Source organism: Pseudomonas sp. JUb52 (genome assembly GCF_004341115.1).
Classification (GTDB): domain Bacteria; phylum Pseudomonadota; class Gammaproteobacteria; order Pseudomonadales; family Pseudomonadaceae; genus Chryseomonas; species Chryseomonas oryzihabitans.
In genome coordinates this window covers 63,543-77,959 of the sequence record NZ_SLYS01000006.1, presented here as the reverse complement: position 1 = coordinate 77,959, position 14,417 = coordinate 63,543, and the positions used below count along the sequence as shown (strand labels likewise).

Annotated in this window: 13 protein-coding genes and 1 tRNA gene; 5 read left to right on the top strand and 9 right to left on the bottom strand. The window is 64.8% G+C overall.

Annotated features, from left to right (window positions below; all coding sequences use genetic code 11):
* Positions 1–119: 119 nt before the first annotated feature.
* Together EC839_RS11935 and EC839_RS11930 are read left to right on the top strand one after the other, a co-directional pair.
* Positions 120–1,379, top strand: a complete 1,260-nt coding sequence (locus EC839_RS11935) for an acyltransferase (RefSeq protein ID WP_039975500.1) — start codon at positions 120–122, stop codon at positions 1,377–1,379.
* Between the two features lie 58 nt (positions 1,380–1,437).
* Positions 1,438–2,019, top strand: a complete 582-nt coding sequence (locus EC839_RS11930) for a DUF4337 domain-containing protein (protein ID WP_007159754.1) — start codon at positions 1,438–1,440, stop codon at positions 2,017–2,019.
* Between the two features lie 18 nt (positions 2,020–2,037).
* Here the strand turns inward: EC839_RS11930 and EC839_RS11925 are convergent, their stop codons facing one another.
* The 5 genes from EC839_RS11925 to rpsU all read right to left on the bottom strand — a co-directional run bounded on the left by EC839_RS11925 (position 2,038) and on the right by rpsU (position 7,341).
* A complete protein-coding gene (locus tag EC839_RS11925) occupies positions 2,038–2,805 on the bottom strand; it encodes a nuclease-related domain-containing protein (RefSeq protein ID WP_007159753.1) in 768 nt (255 codons plus the stop codon).
* A 150-nt stretch (positions 2,806–2,955) separates the two neighbouring features.
* Positions 2,956–3,032: transfer RNA gene (locus EC839_RS11920), tRNA-Ile, on the bottom strand.
* Between the two features lie 104 nt (positions 3,033–3,136).
* Positions 3,137–4,990 carry an RNA polymerase sigma factor RpoD gene (rpoD, locus tag EC839_RS11915; protein ID WP_007159752.1) on the bottom strand — a complete coding sequence of 618 codons (1,854 nt, stop codon included), beginning with the start codon at positions 4,988–4,990 and terminating at the stop codon, positions 3,137–3,139.
* A 76-nt stretch (positions 4,991–5,066) separates the two neighbouring features.
* Complete coding sequence (gene dnaG, locus EC839_RS11910; RefSeq protein ID WP_007159751.1) at positions 5,067–6,974, bottom strand: DNA primase; 1,908 nt, start codon at positions 6,972–6,974, stop codon at positions 5,067–5,069.
* A gap of 151 nt (positions 6,975–7,125) precedes the next feature.
* A complete protein-coding gene (rpsU, locus tag EC839_RS11905; protein WP_007159750.1) occupies positions 7,126–7,341 on the bottom strand; it encodes a 30S ribosomal protein S21 in 216 nt (71 codons plus the stop codon).
* A 205-nt stretch (positions 7,342–7,546) separates the two neighbouring features.
* Between rpsU and tsaD the strand changes: the two genes are divergently transcribed.
* Positions 7,547–8,572, top strand: coding sequence for a tRNA (adenosine(37)-N6)-threonylcarbamoyltransferase complex transferase subunit TsaD (gene tsaD, locus EC839_RS11900; RefSeq protein ID WP_007159749.1), 1,026 nt, complete (start codon positions 7,547–7,549; stop codon positions 8,570–8,572).
* A gap of 45 nt (positions 8,573–8,617) precedes the next feature.
* Here tsaD and plsY read toward each other — a convergent pair whose 3' ends face one another.
* Positions 8,618–9,187: a glycerol-3-phosphate 1-O-acyltransferase PlsY gene (gene plsY, locus EC839_RS11895; RefSeq protein WP_007159748.1), complete on the bottom strand. Its 570-nt coding sequence runs from the start codon at positions 9,185–9,187 to the stop codon at positions 8,618–8,620.
* A 110-nt stretch (positions 9,188–9,297) separates the two neighbouring features.
* Between plsY and folB the strand changes: the two genes are divergently transcribed.
* A complete protein-coding gene (folB, locus tag EC839_RS11890; protein ID WP_007159747.1) occupies positions 9,298–9,651 on the top strand; it encodes a dihydroneopterin aldolase in 354 nt (117 codons plus the stop codon).
* A complete protein-coding gene (gene folK, locus EC839_RS11885) occupies positions 9,648–10,181 on the top strand; it encodes a 2-amino-4-hydroxy-6-hydroxymethyldihydropteridine diphosphokinase (protein WP_007159746.1) in 534 nt (177 codons plus the stop codon). The genes folB and folK overlap by 4 nt, the downstream gene beginning before the upstream one ends.
* 241 nt (positions 10,182–10,422) lie before the next feature.
* Here the strand turns inward: folK and EC839_RS11880 are convergent, their stop codons facing one another.
* From EC839_RS11880 to EC839_RS11870, 3 genes are read right to left on the bottom strand one after another with little or no spacing between them, the layout of a single operon-like run.
* A complete protein-coding gene (locus EC839_RS11880; protein WP_007159745.1) occupies positions 10,423–11,550 on the bottom strand; it encodes a multifunctional CCA addition/repair protein in 1,128 nt (375 codons plus the stop codon).
* A gap of 52 nt (positions 11,551–11,602) precedes the next feature.
* Complete coding sequence (locus EC839_RS11875) at positions 11,603–13,144, bottom strand: SpoVR family protein (RefSeq protein WP_007159744.1); 1,542 nt, start codon at positions 13,142–13,144, stop codon at positions 11,603–11,605.
* Positions 13,141–14,412, bottom strand: coding sequence for a YeaH/YhbH family protein (locus EC839_RS11870; RefSeq protein WP_007159743.1), 1,272 nt, complete (start codon positions 14,410–14,412; stop codon positions 13,141–13,143). The genes EC839_RS11875 and EC839_RS11870 overlap by 4 nt, the downstream gene beginning before the upstream one ends.
* Positions 14,413–14,417: the final 5 nt, after the last annotated feature.

The following is a 14,417-nucleotide window of genomic DNA, read 5'->3' as shown; positions in this document are numbered from 1 at the left end:
AGTCCTGAGCGGCGCATGGCAACGTCTGGAAACCGGCTGTCATGCTTTTGTCATGAACATCGGCAGAGCTCCGGCCCAGGCGGCTTATAATCAGATTCTATCCGCCCTAAATCGCCGCCATGACCTCTTTAACCGCAAGCAGCCCCACTGCCCGTTACTACGGCCTGGAATGGCTGAGATTTCTCATGGCGCTGTACATGGTCGTTTACCACCTGGGCGGGCTCTATAGCGATCTGCCGGACGCCTTCCGCCGGCTGGCCGGCATGGGCTTCTTCGCCACCAGCACCTTCTTCCTGCTGTCGGGCTTCTTGCTGGCCCACGTCAGCCTGGATCGCCAGGGTGCGCTCAAGGGCAGCTCCCGCGGCTTCGTCCTACGGCGGCTGTGCAACCTCTATCCCATCCACCTGCTGACCCTGCTGGTCGCGCTGGGGCTGTCCTATTGGTTATCACAAGATTCTTGGCTGGAACACGGGGTGCCGGTCTACTACAACCAGCACCCCTATCTGCAGCTGGAGGAGGGCAGCGAGCTGGACGAGATGCTGCCGCTGTCCTGGCTGGCCGCCACCACCCATGTGCTCCTGCAACTGCTGCTGCTGCAATCCTGGGAGCCACGTTTTCTCTGGCTCAACGGCGCCGCCTGGTCGATCTCGGCGCTGCTGTTCTTCTACCTGCTGTTTCCGCTGCTCGGTCCGCGGCTGATGCGCCTGCGCCGCTGGGCCCTGGCCGCCGCCGCGCTCTGGGGGCTCTATCTGCTCGGTCCGCTAGTAGCCACCTGGGCCCAGGCCTTCGATACCGTCACCGTGGGCGTCATCCACCGCAATCCGCTGATCCGCCTGCCGGAGTTCCTGCTCGGCATCCTGCTCTATCGCGCCGTGCAGGAGCCCCGGGTGGCCGAGATGACCCAGCGCCTGCGCCTGCCCCTGCTGCTGTTCGGCCTGACCGGCCTGTGGCTGGGCGCGCTGCTGCTGGAAGGCGATGGCCGCCGCTGGTTCTACCTGGTCCACAACGGCCTGCTGACACCCTTCCAGGCCGCGGTGCTGCTGGCCTGCGCCACCTTCGGCGAACCCGGTCGCGCCGGCGTGCGTCGCCTGGCCCAGCGCCTCGGCGAGGCCTCGCTGTGCATCTTCGCCGTCCACACTCCGCTGATCGGCGTACTCGAACCCTGGACCCGCACCCTGCTGGGCTGGATGCACCTGGCCGGCGACAGCCTCGAAGACCTGGCCGAGGACGTCGGCGAGGCGCTGGCGCTGCCCATCCCCATTCCCGGCTGGATGCTGCCGCTGCACCTGGTGCTCATCGTCCTGCTCGGTCTGGCCATGCAGCGCTGGGTAGCCAGTCCGCTGCGGCGCTGGCTGCAGGCGCGGTTGCCCCAGTCTTAAGGAGGCGTTAAGTAGACCCGGCTAGCCTCGCCGCAGGAATCCGCAGCGGAGCTGAGCCTTGTCCAGCGAATACGAAGTCCACGGCCCCCACGACCACGAGGTGGAACACGCCGCCCACGGCGCCCATCGCCGCGACAGCCTCACCGGCCGCATCGCCGTCACCACCGCCATCCTGGCGACGCTAGGCGCGCTCTGCGCCTACCAGGGCGGCAATGCCGAGAGCCTGGCCCTCTACTACAAGAACGAAGAAGCCATCGCCAAGACCGAAGCCGCCAACCAGTGGGGCTACTACCAGGCCAAGGGCGAAAAACAGAACCTTGCTGATCTAGGCGCTGCCCTCGCGACCAACCCCGACACCGCCCAGCGCTTCACCCAGGACAGCCAACGCTACGCCCAGCAGAAAGCCGAGATCCGTACCAAGGCCGAAGCCCTGGAAGCCAAGGTCGACGCCAACGAAGCCCTGAGCGAAACCCAACTCCACCGCCACCACCGCTGGGCCCAGGCCACCATGCTTATGCAGGTCGCCATCTCCCTGGCCGCCATCACCCTGCTGACCCGGCGGCGCTGGTTGCAGGCGGCGGTCTATGGGGTGGCGGGGGGAGGGGTGGCTGTAGGGGTGTTGGCGTTGCTGCACGTCTGAGTGCTGTGGCCTCCGCCTTCAAAGGCTTTGCATCGTCCGGCATTTGGGAAAAGCAGAGCAGCCCCAGAACTGCTGTCCGGCCTTTGCTCCCGATTTCACCGTGCGTATCAACAGCGCACTGCCACATCTGGGGCATTGCCGCTCTGCCGTCGGATCGCTTCGGCGCTTGAGAGTCTGCACATGCTCTCGGTGGGTAGCGAGGGTCGGTGCGCGACGACCGGTTTGCAGGACATGCAGCATCTTTTCGACCTCGGCGTCGCTGAACACCGGTTGCTGGAATGACCGGATGTAGCGAATGAAGCCGACACCCTGGGTCACATTGGCCGGCATCTCGGTCTTGAAGGTGCTACCGCCCACGAAGGTGATGACTGAATACAGATGCTCTGGGCTGAGGCCCAGGATCGCTTCCAGCGCCTTGAGGTGCTTGTAATTCTGCCGCAGCGGATTCTGAAATTTGAAGGTGCGCTTGTAGAGCTTTTGCGTCCACTGCGCCTGGCGCTCACTGCCAAAAATCCAACCACTCATGTTCTTCGTCTCAACCACGAAGATGCCGTAGCGCGACAGGAAGACATGATCGATCTGGGTGGTGCCATCAGGCGTAGGTAGGGTGACATTGTGCAGACGACGATAGGTCTGTTTGTCGAGCTGCCAATGGGCAAAAAGGCGTACCAGTAGCTCACCCAGATACCCTTTCACCCAGGATGACTTGAGCAGGCCGATGACGAAGGCGAGTGGCAGCAGCCAGAAAAGCGTCGGCGCGAAGGGCGCCAGAAGGGAGAAGTCCATTTCCCAAGTCCTGAAGGTGACAGCACGAAGAGTAAGACTAGTGCAGGCAGGGGAGAGGGTGGGACCGTTCGGTAGGGATTCGCGACCGGCTTTCGGATTGGCCCAGAGCCCAGGCACAAAAAAGCCGCGCAACGCGCGGCTCCTGAAAGCTGGTGGGCCCACACGGACTCGAACCGTGGACCAAAGGATTATGAGTCCTCTGCTCTAACCGACTGAGCTATAGGCCCTATAGCGCGGTGGAGTATACCGGGGGTGGCGGGTATCGCCAAACCCTTGTCGGGCATAAAAAAACCGGAGCCTGGACTCCGGTTTTCTGTACTGCGCTGGCGCCTTACTCGTCGAGGAAGGAGCGCAGGTGTTCGCTGCGGGACGGGTGGCGCAGCTTGCGCAGAGCCTTGGCTTCGATCTGGCGGATACGCTCGCGGGTGACGTCGAACTGCTTGCCCACTTCCTCGAGGGTGTGGTCAGTGTTCATGTCGATACCGAAACGCATGCGCAGGACCTTGGCTTCACGGGCGGTGAGGCCGGAAAGCACGTCGCGGGTGGCTTCCTTGAGGCTTTCGCTGGTGGCCACTTCGATCGGGGACTGCATGGTGCTGTCCTCGATGAAATCGCCCAGGTGCGAATCCTCGTCGTCGCCGATGGGCGTCTCCATGGAGATCGGTTCCTTGGCGATCTTGAGCACCTTGCGGATCTTGTCCTCGGGCATCTCCATGCGCTCGCCCAGCTCTTCCGGGGTCGGCTCGCGGCCCATCTCCTGCAGCATCTGGCGGGAGATCCGGTTCAGCTTGTTGATCGTCTCGATCATGTGCACCGGAATCCGAATGGTGCGCGCCTGGTCGGCGATGGAGCGAGTGATGGCCTGGCGAATCCACCAGGTGGCATAGGTGGAGAACTTGTAGCCACGGCGGTATTCGAACTTGTCCACCGCCTTCATCAGACCGATGTTGCCTTCCTGGATCAGATCGAGGAATTGCAGACCGCGGTTGGTGTACTTCTTGGCGATGGAGATCACCAGACGCAGGTTCGCCTCGACCATTTCCTTCTTGGCGCGGCGAGCCTTGGCCTCGCCGATGGACATGGCGCGGTTGATGTCCTTGATCTGCGAGACCTTCAGCTCGTAGTCACGCTCCAGCTCGGCCAGCTGGGCCTGCTTGGCCTGGATGTCGGCCTGGAAGCGCTCGAGACCTTCGGCGTACTTGGGCTTGCCCTTGAGCAGGCCAGCGGTCCACTCGGTGTTGGTCTCGTTGCCGGGGAAGTGGCGCAGGAAGTCGGCACGCGGCATGCGCGCATCGCGCACGGCCAGCTGCATGATGGCGCGCTCGAGGCCACGCACACGCTCCAGGGACTCGCGCACGCGGGTCACCAGGGCTTCGTACTGCTTGGGCACCAGCTTGATCGGCGAGAACAGCAGCGCCAGGGCGACGAATTCTTCCACGGCGCGATCGTCGTCGCGGCCGTGCTTCTTCAGCACCTTCTGAGTCTTTTCCAGCTGCTCGGCGACCGCGCCGAAACGCAGGCGAGCCTCTTCCGGATCCGGACCGCCGTCGCCTTCTTCCTCGGCGTCGTCGTCGCTCTCTTCTTCTTCGTCCTTCTCGTCGTCCACGGCCTTGGCATCGGCGGCCTTGTTCGGGACGGGCAGCTCATCGCTCTCGTTCGGCAGGCTGCCGTCGTCGGGATCGATGTAACCGGCGAGGACGTCGGACAGGCGACCGCCTTCGGTGGTGACGCGGGTGTATTCGCTGAGGATGTAGTCGACGGTGCCCGGGAACTGGGCGATGGCGCCCATGACTTCGCGGATGCCTTCCTCAATGCGCTTGGCGATCTCGATCTCGCCTTCGCGGGTCAGCAGTTCCACGGTACCCATTTCACGCATGTACATGCGCACCGGGTCGGTGGTGCGGCCGACATCGCTCTCCACTGCGGCCAGGGCGGCAGCGGCTTCTTCGGCGGCGGCTTCGTCGGTATCCGTCTCGGCCAGCAGCAGGGCATCGGCGTCCGGTGCGGTCTCGAATACGTTGATCCCCATGTCATTGATCATGCGGATGATGTCTTCCACCTGTTCCGGATCTGAAATATCCTCCGGTAGGTGGTCATTGACCTCCGCGTAAGTCAGGTAACCCTGCTCACGACCGCGGGCGATCAATTCTTTCAGACGGGATTGCTGTTGCGCTTTTCCGGACATAGGTACCCTTCCACTGAAGGCTTAGGCGGGCAAAAATAGCTGAACATTATAGCCGGTTAGACGGTTGTCGTGCCAGTTAGGTCACGGACCCCGCCGGACGGCTGAGGAGTTCGCGTAGGCGGTCCTTGTCTTCGGAGCTCAGTTCGCTCTGTCGCGCCTTGCGTAGGAGTTGCTCCAGCAGGCGATCACGCTGGCTGGCGGCTAACCTCGTTATGGTGTCGAAAAACTGTTGTTCAAGGTTGTCCCCGGCAATCAGCCATTCTTTTTCCGCCAGAGCGCGCAGCAGTCGACCCTGTTCGGTGCCGTGCCAGCGGGCGATGAGCGCCAGGGTGCTCTGCCCGGGCTTCTTCTGCAGCGCCTCGACCAGGGCGACCAGCAACTGGGCGTACTGATCGCTTTCCTCGGCCAGGTTGCGGGCGTCTTGCACCGCCTGGGCCAGGGTCGGGTGGTGCAGCAGGCTGCGCAGCGCGGCCAGCACCGGGGTCTCCACCTTGACCGGTGGCTGACGGGGAGGGCGCTCGCCGCCACCCTTGCCGTTGAAATCCTTTTTCCAGCCCTTGCCGTCGCGCCCGCCCTTACCTTCGCGGCGGGGCGTCCACTGCTGCTGCGCCGGGGCTTCCTCGGCATGGGCATAGGCGTAGTCGCCATAGTCCGGGGGCGGGGCGTCCTGCGGCGGAGCGGGCGGTGCCAGCTGGCTCAGGGCGTCGTTGCCAAGGCCGGTGAGTTCGCTCAGGCGCTGGCGCATCAGCAGGCGCAGGTTGTTGCCGGGAATCTTCTCGATCAGCGGCGCCGCCAGGGTGGCCAGGTGCGCCTTGCCTTCCAGGGTGGCCGGATCCGCTTCGATCATCAGTTGCTGGAAGAAATACTCGGCCAACGGCTGAGCCTGCTGGACGAAGCGCGCCTGGAAGGCGTCGGCGCCCTCGGCGCGCACCAGGGTATCCGGGTCCTCGCCCTCGGGCAGGAACAGGAAGCGCACCCGGAAGCCGTCCTTGAGCACCGGCAGGGCCGATTCCAGGGCGCGCCAGGCGGCGCTGCGGCCGGCCTGGTCGCCGTCGAAGCAGAACAGAATGCTCGGCACGATGCGGAACAGCCGCTTGATGTGCTCTTCGCTGGTGGCGGTGCCCAGGGTGGCCACGGCATTGCGGATGCCTTGCTGGGCCAGGGCGATGACGTCCATGTAGCCTTCCACGACAAGGATCTCGTCCAGGTCGCGGTTGTGCTTGCGCGCCTCGAACAGGCCGTAGAGTTCCTGGCCTTTGTGGAACACCGGGGTCTCCGGCGAGTTGAGGTACTTGGGCTTGTCGTCGCCCAGCACCCGGCCGCCAAAGGCGATGACCCGGCCCCGGCTGTCGCGGATCGGAAAGATCACCCGGTCGCGAAAGCGATCGTACCTCTTGCCGCTCTCGGCGTTCTCCACCAGCAGGCCGGCGTCGAGCATGGCCTTCTGCTGCAGATCGTCGCCGCCCAGGTGCTTGCCCAGGTTGTCCCAGCCCGGCGGGGCGAAGCCCAGGCCGAAATCGCGGGCGATCTCGCCGGTGAGGCCGCGCTTCTTCAGGTAGTCCACCGCCGCCTGGCGCTTGGGGTGATTGCGCAGCGCCAGGCGATAGTATTCGGCGGCGGCGGCCAGTAGCGGGTAGAGCGGGGAATCCGTGGGTTGCCGCGGCTTGCGTCGACCGCCGCTCTCTTCGCGCGGCACGTCCACGCCGGCCTTCTTGGCCAGTTCCTCGACCGCCTCGGGGAATTCGAGGTTGTCGTGGTCCATGATGAAGCCGAGGGCGTTGCCGCCGGCGCCGCAGCCGAAGCAGTAGTAGAACTGCTTGTCCGGGCTGACGCTGAAGGAGGGCGTCTTCTCGTTATGGAAGGGGCAGCAGGCCATCCAGTTCTTGCCGGCCTTCTTGAGCTTCACCCGCGCGCCCACCACCTCGACGATGTCGGTGCGATTGAGCAGGTCGTCGATGAAGCCTTGCGGGATGAGTCCGGCCATGGTCAGCGTCTGGATAGAAAGGCGAAGAGCGGAGGATGAAGCGAGGAGGGCAGTCTAGCGCCAGAGAGCGCCAGGGCGAAGCGGGAAGGCCAGAAACAGACAACCCGACCAGAGGTCGGGTTGTTTGATGACGCCAGAGGAGCGCTGTAACTCAGTACAGACGCTCGCGACGGCGCTGCTCGCGCTGTACTTTCTTGGCGTGGCGCTTGACCGCGGCGGCAGCTTTACGCTTGCGCTCGGCGGTGGGCTTTTCGTAGAACTCGCGGCTACGCACTTCGGCCAGTACACCGGCCTTCTCGCAGGAACGCTTGAAACGACGCAGCGCTACGTCGAAGGGTTCGTTTTCTTTGACTTTGACGTTGGGCATCCAGGTCGTACCTTCAAATTTACCGAGGTTTAATCCAACGCTAGCGGCAAAAGGGCACGGGAAGCGTCGGTTTTTAAGGGTTGCGGATAGTAACGCTTCAACTGCCCCGCTGCCAAGCCCCGGCGGACGAAAAGCGCTGGCCGGTGCTGGAAGCGGCGCTTATCATGCGCAGCCTGACATTCTATACCCTCGAAGGCTTATCTCCATGCGTGTTCTGGGACTGGAAACGTCCTGCGATGAAACCGGCGTCGCCCTCTACGACAGCGAGCGCGGCCTGCTGGCCGATGCGCTGTTCAGCCAGATCGATCTGCATCGCGTCTACGGTGGCGTGGTGCCGGAGCTGGCCTCGCGCGATCACGTCAAGCGCATGCTGCCGCTGATCCGCGAAGTGCTGGACGCGGCGGGCAGCCGCCCCGCGGACGTGGACGCCATCGCCTACACCGCCGGCCCCGGCCTGGTCGGCGCCCTGCTGGTGGGCGCGGCCTGTGCCCAGGCGCTGGCGCTGGCCTGGGGCGTGCCGGCCCTGGGCGTCCACCACATGGAAGGTCATCTGCTGGCGCCCATGCTCGAAGAGCAGCCGCCGCAATTTCCCTTCGTCGCCCTGCTGGTCTCCGGTGGCCACACCCAGCTGGTGCAGGTCGATGGCATCGGCCGCTACAGCGTGCTGGGCGAGTCCTTGGACGATGCCGCCGGCGAAGCCTTCGACAAGACCGCCAAGCTGCTGGGCCTGAGCTATCCCGGTGGACCGGAGATCGCCCGCCTGGCCGAGCACGGCGTGGTGGGGCGTTTCGTCTTTCCGCGGCCCATGACCGATCGGCCCGGCCTGGAATTCAGCTTCAGCGGCCTCAAGACCTTTACCCTCACCACCTGGCAGCGCTGCCGGGCGGCCGGTGACGACAGCGAGCAGACCCGCTGCGACATCGCCCTGGCCTTCCAGACGGCGGTGGTCGAGACCCTGGCGATCAAGTGCAAGCGCGCGCTGAAGCAGACCGGGCTCAAGTCGCTGGTGATCGCCGGTGGCGTCAGCGCCAACCGCGCACTGCGCGAGAACCTGGAGCAGATGCTCGGCGAACTGGGCGGCCAGGTCTTCTATGCGCGGCCGCGCTTCTGCACCGACAACGGCGCCATGATCGCCTACGCCGGTTGCCAGCGGCTGCTGGCCGGCCAGCAGGAAGGTCCGGCCATCGCCGTCAAGGCGCGCTGGCCCATGGAGCAGCTGGCGGCACTCTGAGACGGGCGGAGGGCGCCAGCGGGCAATCCCCGGACGGCGCAAGGGTCAAAAATGACGCTCGGTCCCCTGGCGCAGGGCGCGCAGGTTGTGGCGGTGGCGGATCAGGATGAGCAGGGCGAGCAGCAGCATCGGCGCCAGCAGGTCCGGACGTTGCCAGGCGAACAGCGGCAGGATGCCGAGCACCGCGACCAGGGACGCCAGGGAGGCGATCCTCAGGCTGGCGAACACCGCGGCCCAGAGCACCAGCCCTAGCAGCGCCGCCGGCGGATAGAGGCCGAGTAGCAGCCCGGCCGCCGTGGCGACGCCCTTGCCACCGCGGAAGTGGAAATACAGCGGATAGAGATGGCCGACCACGGCGGCCAGCCCGATCCAGGCCTGTTGCAGGGGCGCAAGCCCCAGTTGCTGGGCGATCAGTACGGGGATCAGGCTCTTGCTCAGGTCGCCGGCGAGGGTCAGCAGGGCCAGCTTGCGTCCGGCCAGGCGCAGCATGTTGCTGGCGCCGGGATTGCCGGAGCCGTCGTGACGCGGGTCGCGGGTGCCGAACAGGCGACTGAGCAGCACGGCGAAGGACAGCGAGCCCAGCAGATAGGCCAGCAGGAGCAGCAGCCAGAACATGGTAGGGTTCCGCGCCAGGAGAAGGCTCGATTCTACCGACAGCCCGCCGCCCGACGATAGGCCGGCGGTGACGATCACACAGAGCACGAAAAAGGTGCGAGGCAAAGGCAGTGGACAAGGTTTTCATCGAGGGACTCGAGGTCGACACCGTGATAGGGGTATACGACTGGGAGCGTGACATCCGCCAGTGCCTGCGCATCGATCTCACCATGGGCTGGGACATCCGCGCGGCGGCGGCGAACGACGAACTCGAACACACCCTGAACTATGCGGCAGTGGCCGAGCGCATCACCGCCTTCGCCCACGAGACCGCCTTCGAATTGGTCGAGACCTTCGCCGAGCGCCTGGCCGCCCTGCTGCAGGCGGAATTCAAGCTACCCTGGCTGCGCCTGCGCATCACCAAGCCCGGCGCGGTGCCGACAGCTCGTGGCGTGGGCGTGGAGATCGAGCGGGGGCAGGCGTGACCCGCGTCTATCTGGGGCTGGGCAGCAACATCCAGCGCGAGCGGCACCTGGGCGTGGCCCTGGACGAACTCGCCGAGCTGCTGACCGATCTGCACTGCTCGCCGGTGTTCGAAAGCGAGGCAGTGGGCATCCGCAGTGCACCCTTCTTCAATCTCGTCGTCGCCGGTGACACCGACCTCGAACCCGCCACCCTGAGTCAGAGACTCAAGGCCATCGAAACCCGCAGCGGGCGCTATGCGCCAGATCGCCAGGGTCTGCCGCTGGACATCGACATCCTGCTGCACGGCGACCTGACCGGCGAGTTCGCCGGCCTGACCCTGCCGCGCGCCGAGATCCTGCGCAATGCCTTCGTGCTCTGGCCGCTGGCCCTGCTGGCCGGTGAGCGACAGCATCCGGACAACGGTCGGCGCTTTGACGAGCTGTGGCAGGAGATGCGTGGCCAGACCACCCAGGTGCTGCGACCGGTGGCTTTTAGCTGGAAGGGGATTGATCTCACCCCGAAGGCGTTGCTCGGCGCTGACCTGGGGTAGCGCGGCGGTCGTTGGGCTTCGCTGCGCTCAACCCAACCTACGGGAGCTCTTCCCCCTCTCCCTTTGGGAGAGGGCTGGGGTGAGGGTACGCCTCGCGAAGCGCCCCCAGTGGAAAAGTCTGCGCCGTTTTCCACGCTACGGCTCTAGCGCAGGCTTTGCTTAGCTCGGACAACCCTCTCTCCCTCGGGGAGAGGGTTGGGGTGAGGCCGATTGGGAGGAGCTGCGCCGCGCTCAACCGAACCTACGAAAGCTGCGCCAGGGCCTCGATGCGGGCCCGCTTGAGAGCGTCACCCAGGGCGGCACCCTTGAAGCCCTGGGCGACCAGCGGCTGGACCTCGACTCCGCGCAATACCTCGGCCGCCTCGCGCAGCAAGGCCAGTGGTGGCTCGCCCTCGGCGGGCCTCACCGCTGCGGCGCAGGCGCAGGCCTGGAGGAACTCCTCGAAGCGCGCCGGGCGGCGCAGCACGTCGAAGCCCTGCAGCAGCTCGAACCAGGCCTCCGGTGTCAGCTGTCGAGCCTGCAGCGCCGTGGGCCAGTGGCGCGCCAGCAGCAAAGCCAGCTCGGCGGGATCGCGCGGTACCTTGAAGCGGGCGTTGAGGGCGGCGTGCTGCTCTTCCGGTACGTCCAGCAGCAGGCAGGCCCAGCGCACGTTCAGGGAGGCCTGGACCTCGGCGCTCTGGCGCAGGATCGCATAGACCCGGGCACCTGGCTCGGGCTGCTCGCCGGCGAAGCTGGCAGCCACCTCCGGCAGCAGCGCGGCCAGGGCGCCGCAGTCGTGCAGCACCCGAACGAAGACATCGGGTCGCTCTTCGAGCAGGGCGCGGGAGATTTCCTTCCACAGTCGCTCGGCGGTCAGGGCATCCAGCTCGCCACTGGCGACCATGTCCTGCATCAGCAGCAGCGTCTCGGGCGCTACCTGGAAACCCAGGCTGCAATAGCGGGCGGCGAAGCGGGCGACCCGCAACACGCGCAGCGGGTCTTCGGCGAAGGCGGGAGAGACGTGGCGCAACAGGCGCGCCTGGAGATCGGCGCGCCCGCCGTAGGGATCTATGACCTGGCCGTCGTCGTCTTCGGCCATGGCGTTGACGGTCAGGTCACGGCGGATCAGATCCTGCTCCAGGGTGACATCGGGCGCGGCGTGAAAGGTGAAGCCGCCGTAGCCACGTCCGCTCTTGCGTTCGGTGCGGGCCAGGGCGTATTCCTCGCCGGTCTGGGGATGCAGGAACACCGGGAAGTCGGCGCCCACCGGGCGATAGCCCTGGGCAGCGAGGGCTTCGGCGGTGGCACCCACCACGACCCAGTCGACCTCCGTTACCGGGCGACCGAGCAGGCGATCCCGTACGGCACCGCCCACCTTGTAGATTTGCATAGAAAAAGACCTCCTTGCGGAGGTCTAGGATAGCCCGAAAGACCGGCTCGGCTCAGATCGGCGAAGCCAGATCCAGCCGCCGGTCGTGATCGCGGCTCTCATGGCGAGGCGGAACCTGGAAGCTCTGGGCCACCTCTTCGCCCCTCATGCTTTCCAGGCGGATATCGAAGCCCCAGAGTCGGTGCAGGTGCTTGAGCACCTCGTCCGTGGAGTTGCCCAGCGGCTTGCGGTCATGCTGGAAGTGGCGAAGGGTGAGCGAACGATCACCACGCCGATCGACATTCCAGATCTGCACATTGGGCTCGCGATTGCCCAGGTTGTACTGGGCGGCGAGTTGCTCGCGGATCAGCCGATAACCGCTGTCGTCGTGGATGGCCGCCACTTCCAGTTCGTCGCGCTGATCGTCATCGAGGATGCTGAACAGCTTGAGGTCGCGGATCACCTTGGGCGAGAGGTACTGCAGGATGAAGCTCTCGTCCTTGAAGCTCTTCATGGCGAAGGTGACGGTGGCTAGCCAGTCGCTGCCGGCGATCTCGGGGAACCAGCGGCGGTCTTCTTCCGTGGGGGCCTCGCAGATGCGGCGGATGTCGCGGAACATGGCGAAGCCCAGGGTGTAGGGATTGATGCCGCTGTAGTAGGGGCTGTCGAAGCCCGGCTGGTAGATGACCCCGGCGTGGGATTGCAGGAACTCGAACATGAAGCCTTCGGTGACCAGACCCTCGTCGTAGAGATCGTTGAGCAGGGTGTAGTGCCAGAAGGTGGCCCAGCCCTCGTTCATCACCTGGGTCTGGCGCTGGGGATAGAAGTACTGGGCGATCTTGCGCACGATGCGGATCACCTCGCGCTGCCAGGGCTCCAGCAGCGGCGCGTGCTTTTCCACGAAATAGAGGATGTTTTCCTGGGGTTCGCTGGGGAAGCGCGCACCCTCGTCGTGGGCTTCCTTGCCAGCCATCTTGGGAATGGTCCGCCAGAGGTCGTTGACCTGGCGCTGCAGCTGCTCTTCGCGCTCCTTCTGCCGCTGGCGTTCCTCGGCGGCGGAGATGGGATAGGGCCGCTTGTAGCGGTCCACCCCGTAGTTCATCAGCGCATGGCAGGAGTCCAGCAGTTCTTCCACGGCATCGATGCCATGGCGTTCCTCGCACTGGGTGATGTACTGCTTGGCGAACACCAGGTAGTCGATGATGGAGCTGGCATCGGTCCAGGTACGGAACAGGTAGTTGCCCTTGAAGAAGCTGTTGTGGCCATAGCAGGCATGGGCGATCACCAACGCCTGCATGGTCATGGTGTTCTCTTCCATGAGGTAGGCGATGCAGGGGTCGGAGTTGATCACGATCTCGTAGGCCAGCCCCATCTGGCCCCGGCTGTAGTGCTTCTCGGTATGGAGGAAGTGCTTGCCGTAGGACCAATGGTTGTAGCCGATGGGCATCCCGACGGAAGCGTAGGCGTCCATCATCTGCTCGGCGGTGATCACCTCGATCTGGTTGGGGTAGGTGTCCAGCGCATAGCGCTTGGCGATCCGGGCGATCTCCCGGTCATAGGTCTGGATCAGCTCGAAGGTCCATTCCGAGCCGGTGGAGATGGGCTCACGTTTCATGACACGAGTCTCCGCTGGAACAGTTCGCGGAACACGGGATAGATATCCCCCGCCGAGACGATCTGCTGCTGCGAGAAGGAATCCGGGAAGCTGCCCCGGACGTTCTCGTATTCGTACCACAGCGCCTGGTGCTCGCGCGGGGTGATTTCCACATAGGTGTAGTACTGCATGAACGGCAGGATCTGCTTGGTCAGGATCTCCCGGCAGATGGGCGAGTCGTCGTTCCAGTTGTCGCCGTCGGAGGCCTGGGCGGCATAGAGATTCCATTCGTTGACCGGATAGCGCGCGGCCATGACTTCCTGCATCAGCTTGAGGGCGCTGGAGACGATGGTGCCGCCGGTTTCGCGGGAGTAGAAGAACTCTTCCTCGTCCACTTCCTTGGCGCTGGTGTGGTGGCGAATGAACACCACCTCGATGCGCTCGTAGTTCCGCTTGAGAAAGAGGTAGAGCAGGATGTAGAAGCGCTTGGCGATGTCCTTGGTGGCCTGGGTCATGGAGCCGGAGACGTCCATCAGGCAGAACATCACCGCCTTGGAGCTGGGGCTGGGCTGCTTGGACAGCAGGTTGTACTTGAGGTCGAAGGTGTCGAGGAAGGGCACCTTGTCGATACGTGCGCGCAACCGCTCGATCTCGGCCTCCAGCGCCTGGATGTCGCCGAGGTTGTCGGGCTCTTCCACCCGCAGCCGTGCCAGTTCGGCCTTGGCTTCGCGCAACTTGTTGCGGCTGCCCCCGGAGAGGGCGATGCGCCGGGCATGGGAGGCACGCAGGGTGCGGATGATGTTGATGCGGGCGGGGTTGCCCTCGTTGCTGATGCCGGCGCGGACCGTCTTGAAGGTGTCGGTGCCGGTCAGCTGCTTCTTGACCAGGTTGGGCAGCTCCAGATCCTCGAACATGAAGTCGAGGAATTCGTCCTGGGTGATCTGGAAGGCGAATTCGTCCATGCCTTCGCCGCTGTTGCTGGCCTTGCCTTGGCCCTGACCACCGCCGCCGCCCTGGGGGCGCGGGATGCGTTCGCCGCTGACGAATTCCTTGTTGCCCGGGTGGACGATGGTCTGGCGTCCACCCTTGCCCTGGTACAGCGCGGGTTCGTCGATGTCGCGGGCAGGAATGCTGATCTGCTCGCCGTGCTCCATGTCGGTGATGGAGCGCCGACTCACGGCTTCCTCGACCGCCTTCTTGATGTGCTCACGATAACGCCGCAGAAAACGCGTGCGGTTCACCGTGCTCTTGTTCTTGCCGTTTAGACGCCGGTCGATGACATAACTCATACAGG

Bases quoted from the DNA above. Each gene is read 5' to 3' on its own strand.
- EC839_RS11935 (WP_039975500.1), top strand. From the start codon at position 120: ATGACCTCTTTAACCGCAAGCAGCCCCACTGCCCGTTACTACGGCCTG.
- EC839_RS11925 (WP_007159753.1), bottom strand. From the start codon at position 2,805: ATGGACTTCTCCCTTCTGGCGCCCTTCGCGCCGACGCTTTTCTGGCTG.
- rpoD (WP_007159752.1), bottom strand. From the start codon at position 4,990: ATGTCCGGAAAAGCGCAACAGCAATCCCGTCTGAAAGAATTGATCGCC.
- dnaG (WP_007159751.1), bottom strand. From the start codon at position 6,974: ATGGCCGGACTCATCCCGCAAGGCTTCATCGACGACCTGCTCAATCGC.
- rpsU (WP_007159750.1), bottom strand. From the start codon at position 7,341: ATGCCCAACGTCAAAGTCAAAGAAAACGAACCCTTCGACGTAGCGCTG.
- tsaD (WP_007159749.1), top strand. From the start codon at position 7,547: ATGCGTGTTCTGGGACTGGAAACGTCCTGCGATGAAACCGGCGTCGCC.
- plsY (WP_007159748.1), bottom strand. From the start codon at position 9,187: ATGTTCTGGCTGCTGCTCCTGCTGGCCTATCTGCTGGGCTCGCTGTCC.
- EC839_RS11880 (WP_007159745.1), bottom strand. From the start codon at position 11,550: ATGCAAATCTACAAGGTGGGCGGTGCCGTACGGGATCGCCTGCTCGGT.
- EC839_RS11875 (WP_007159744.1), bottom strand. From the start codon at position 13,144: ATGAAACGTGAGCCCATCTCCACCGGCTCGGAATGGACCTTCGAGCTG.
- EC839_RS11870 (WP_007159743.1), bottom strand. From the start codon at position 14,412: ATGAGTTATGTCATCGACCGGCGTCTAAACGGCAAGAACAAGAGCACG.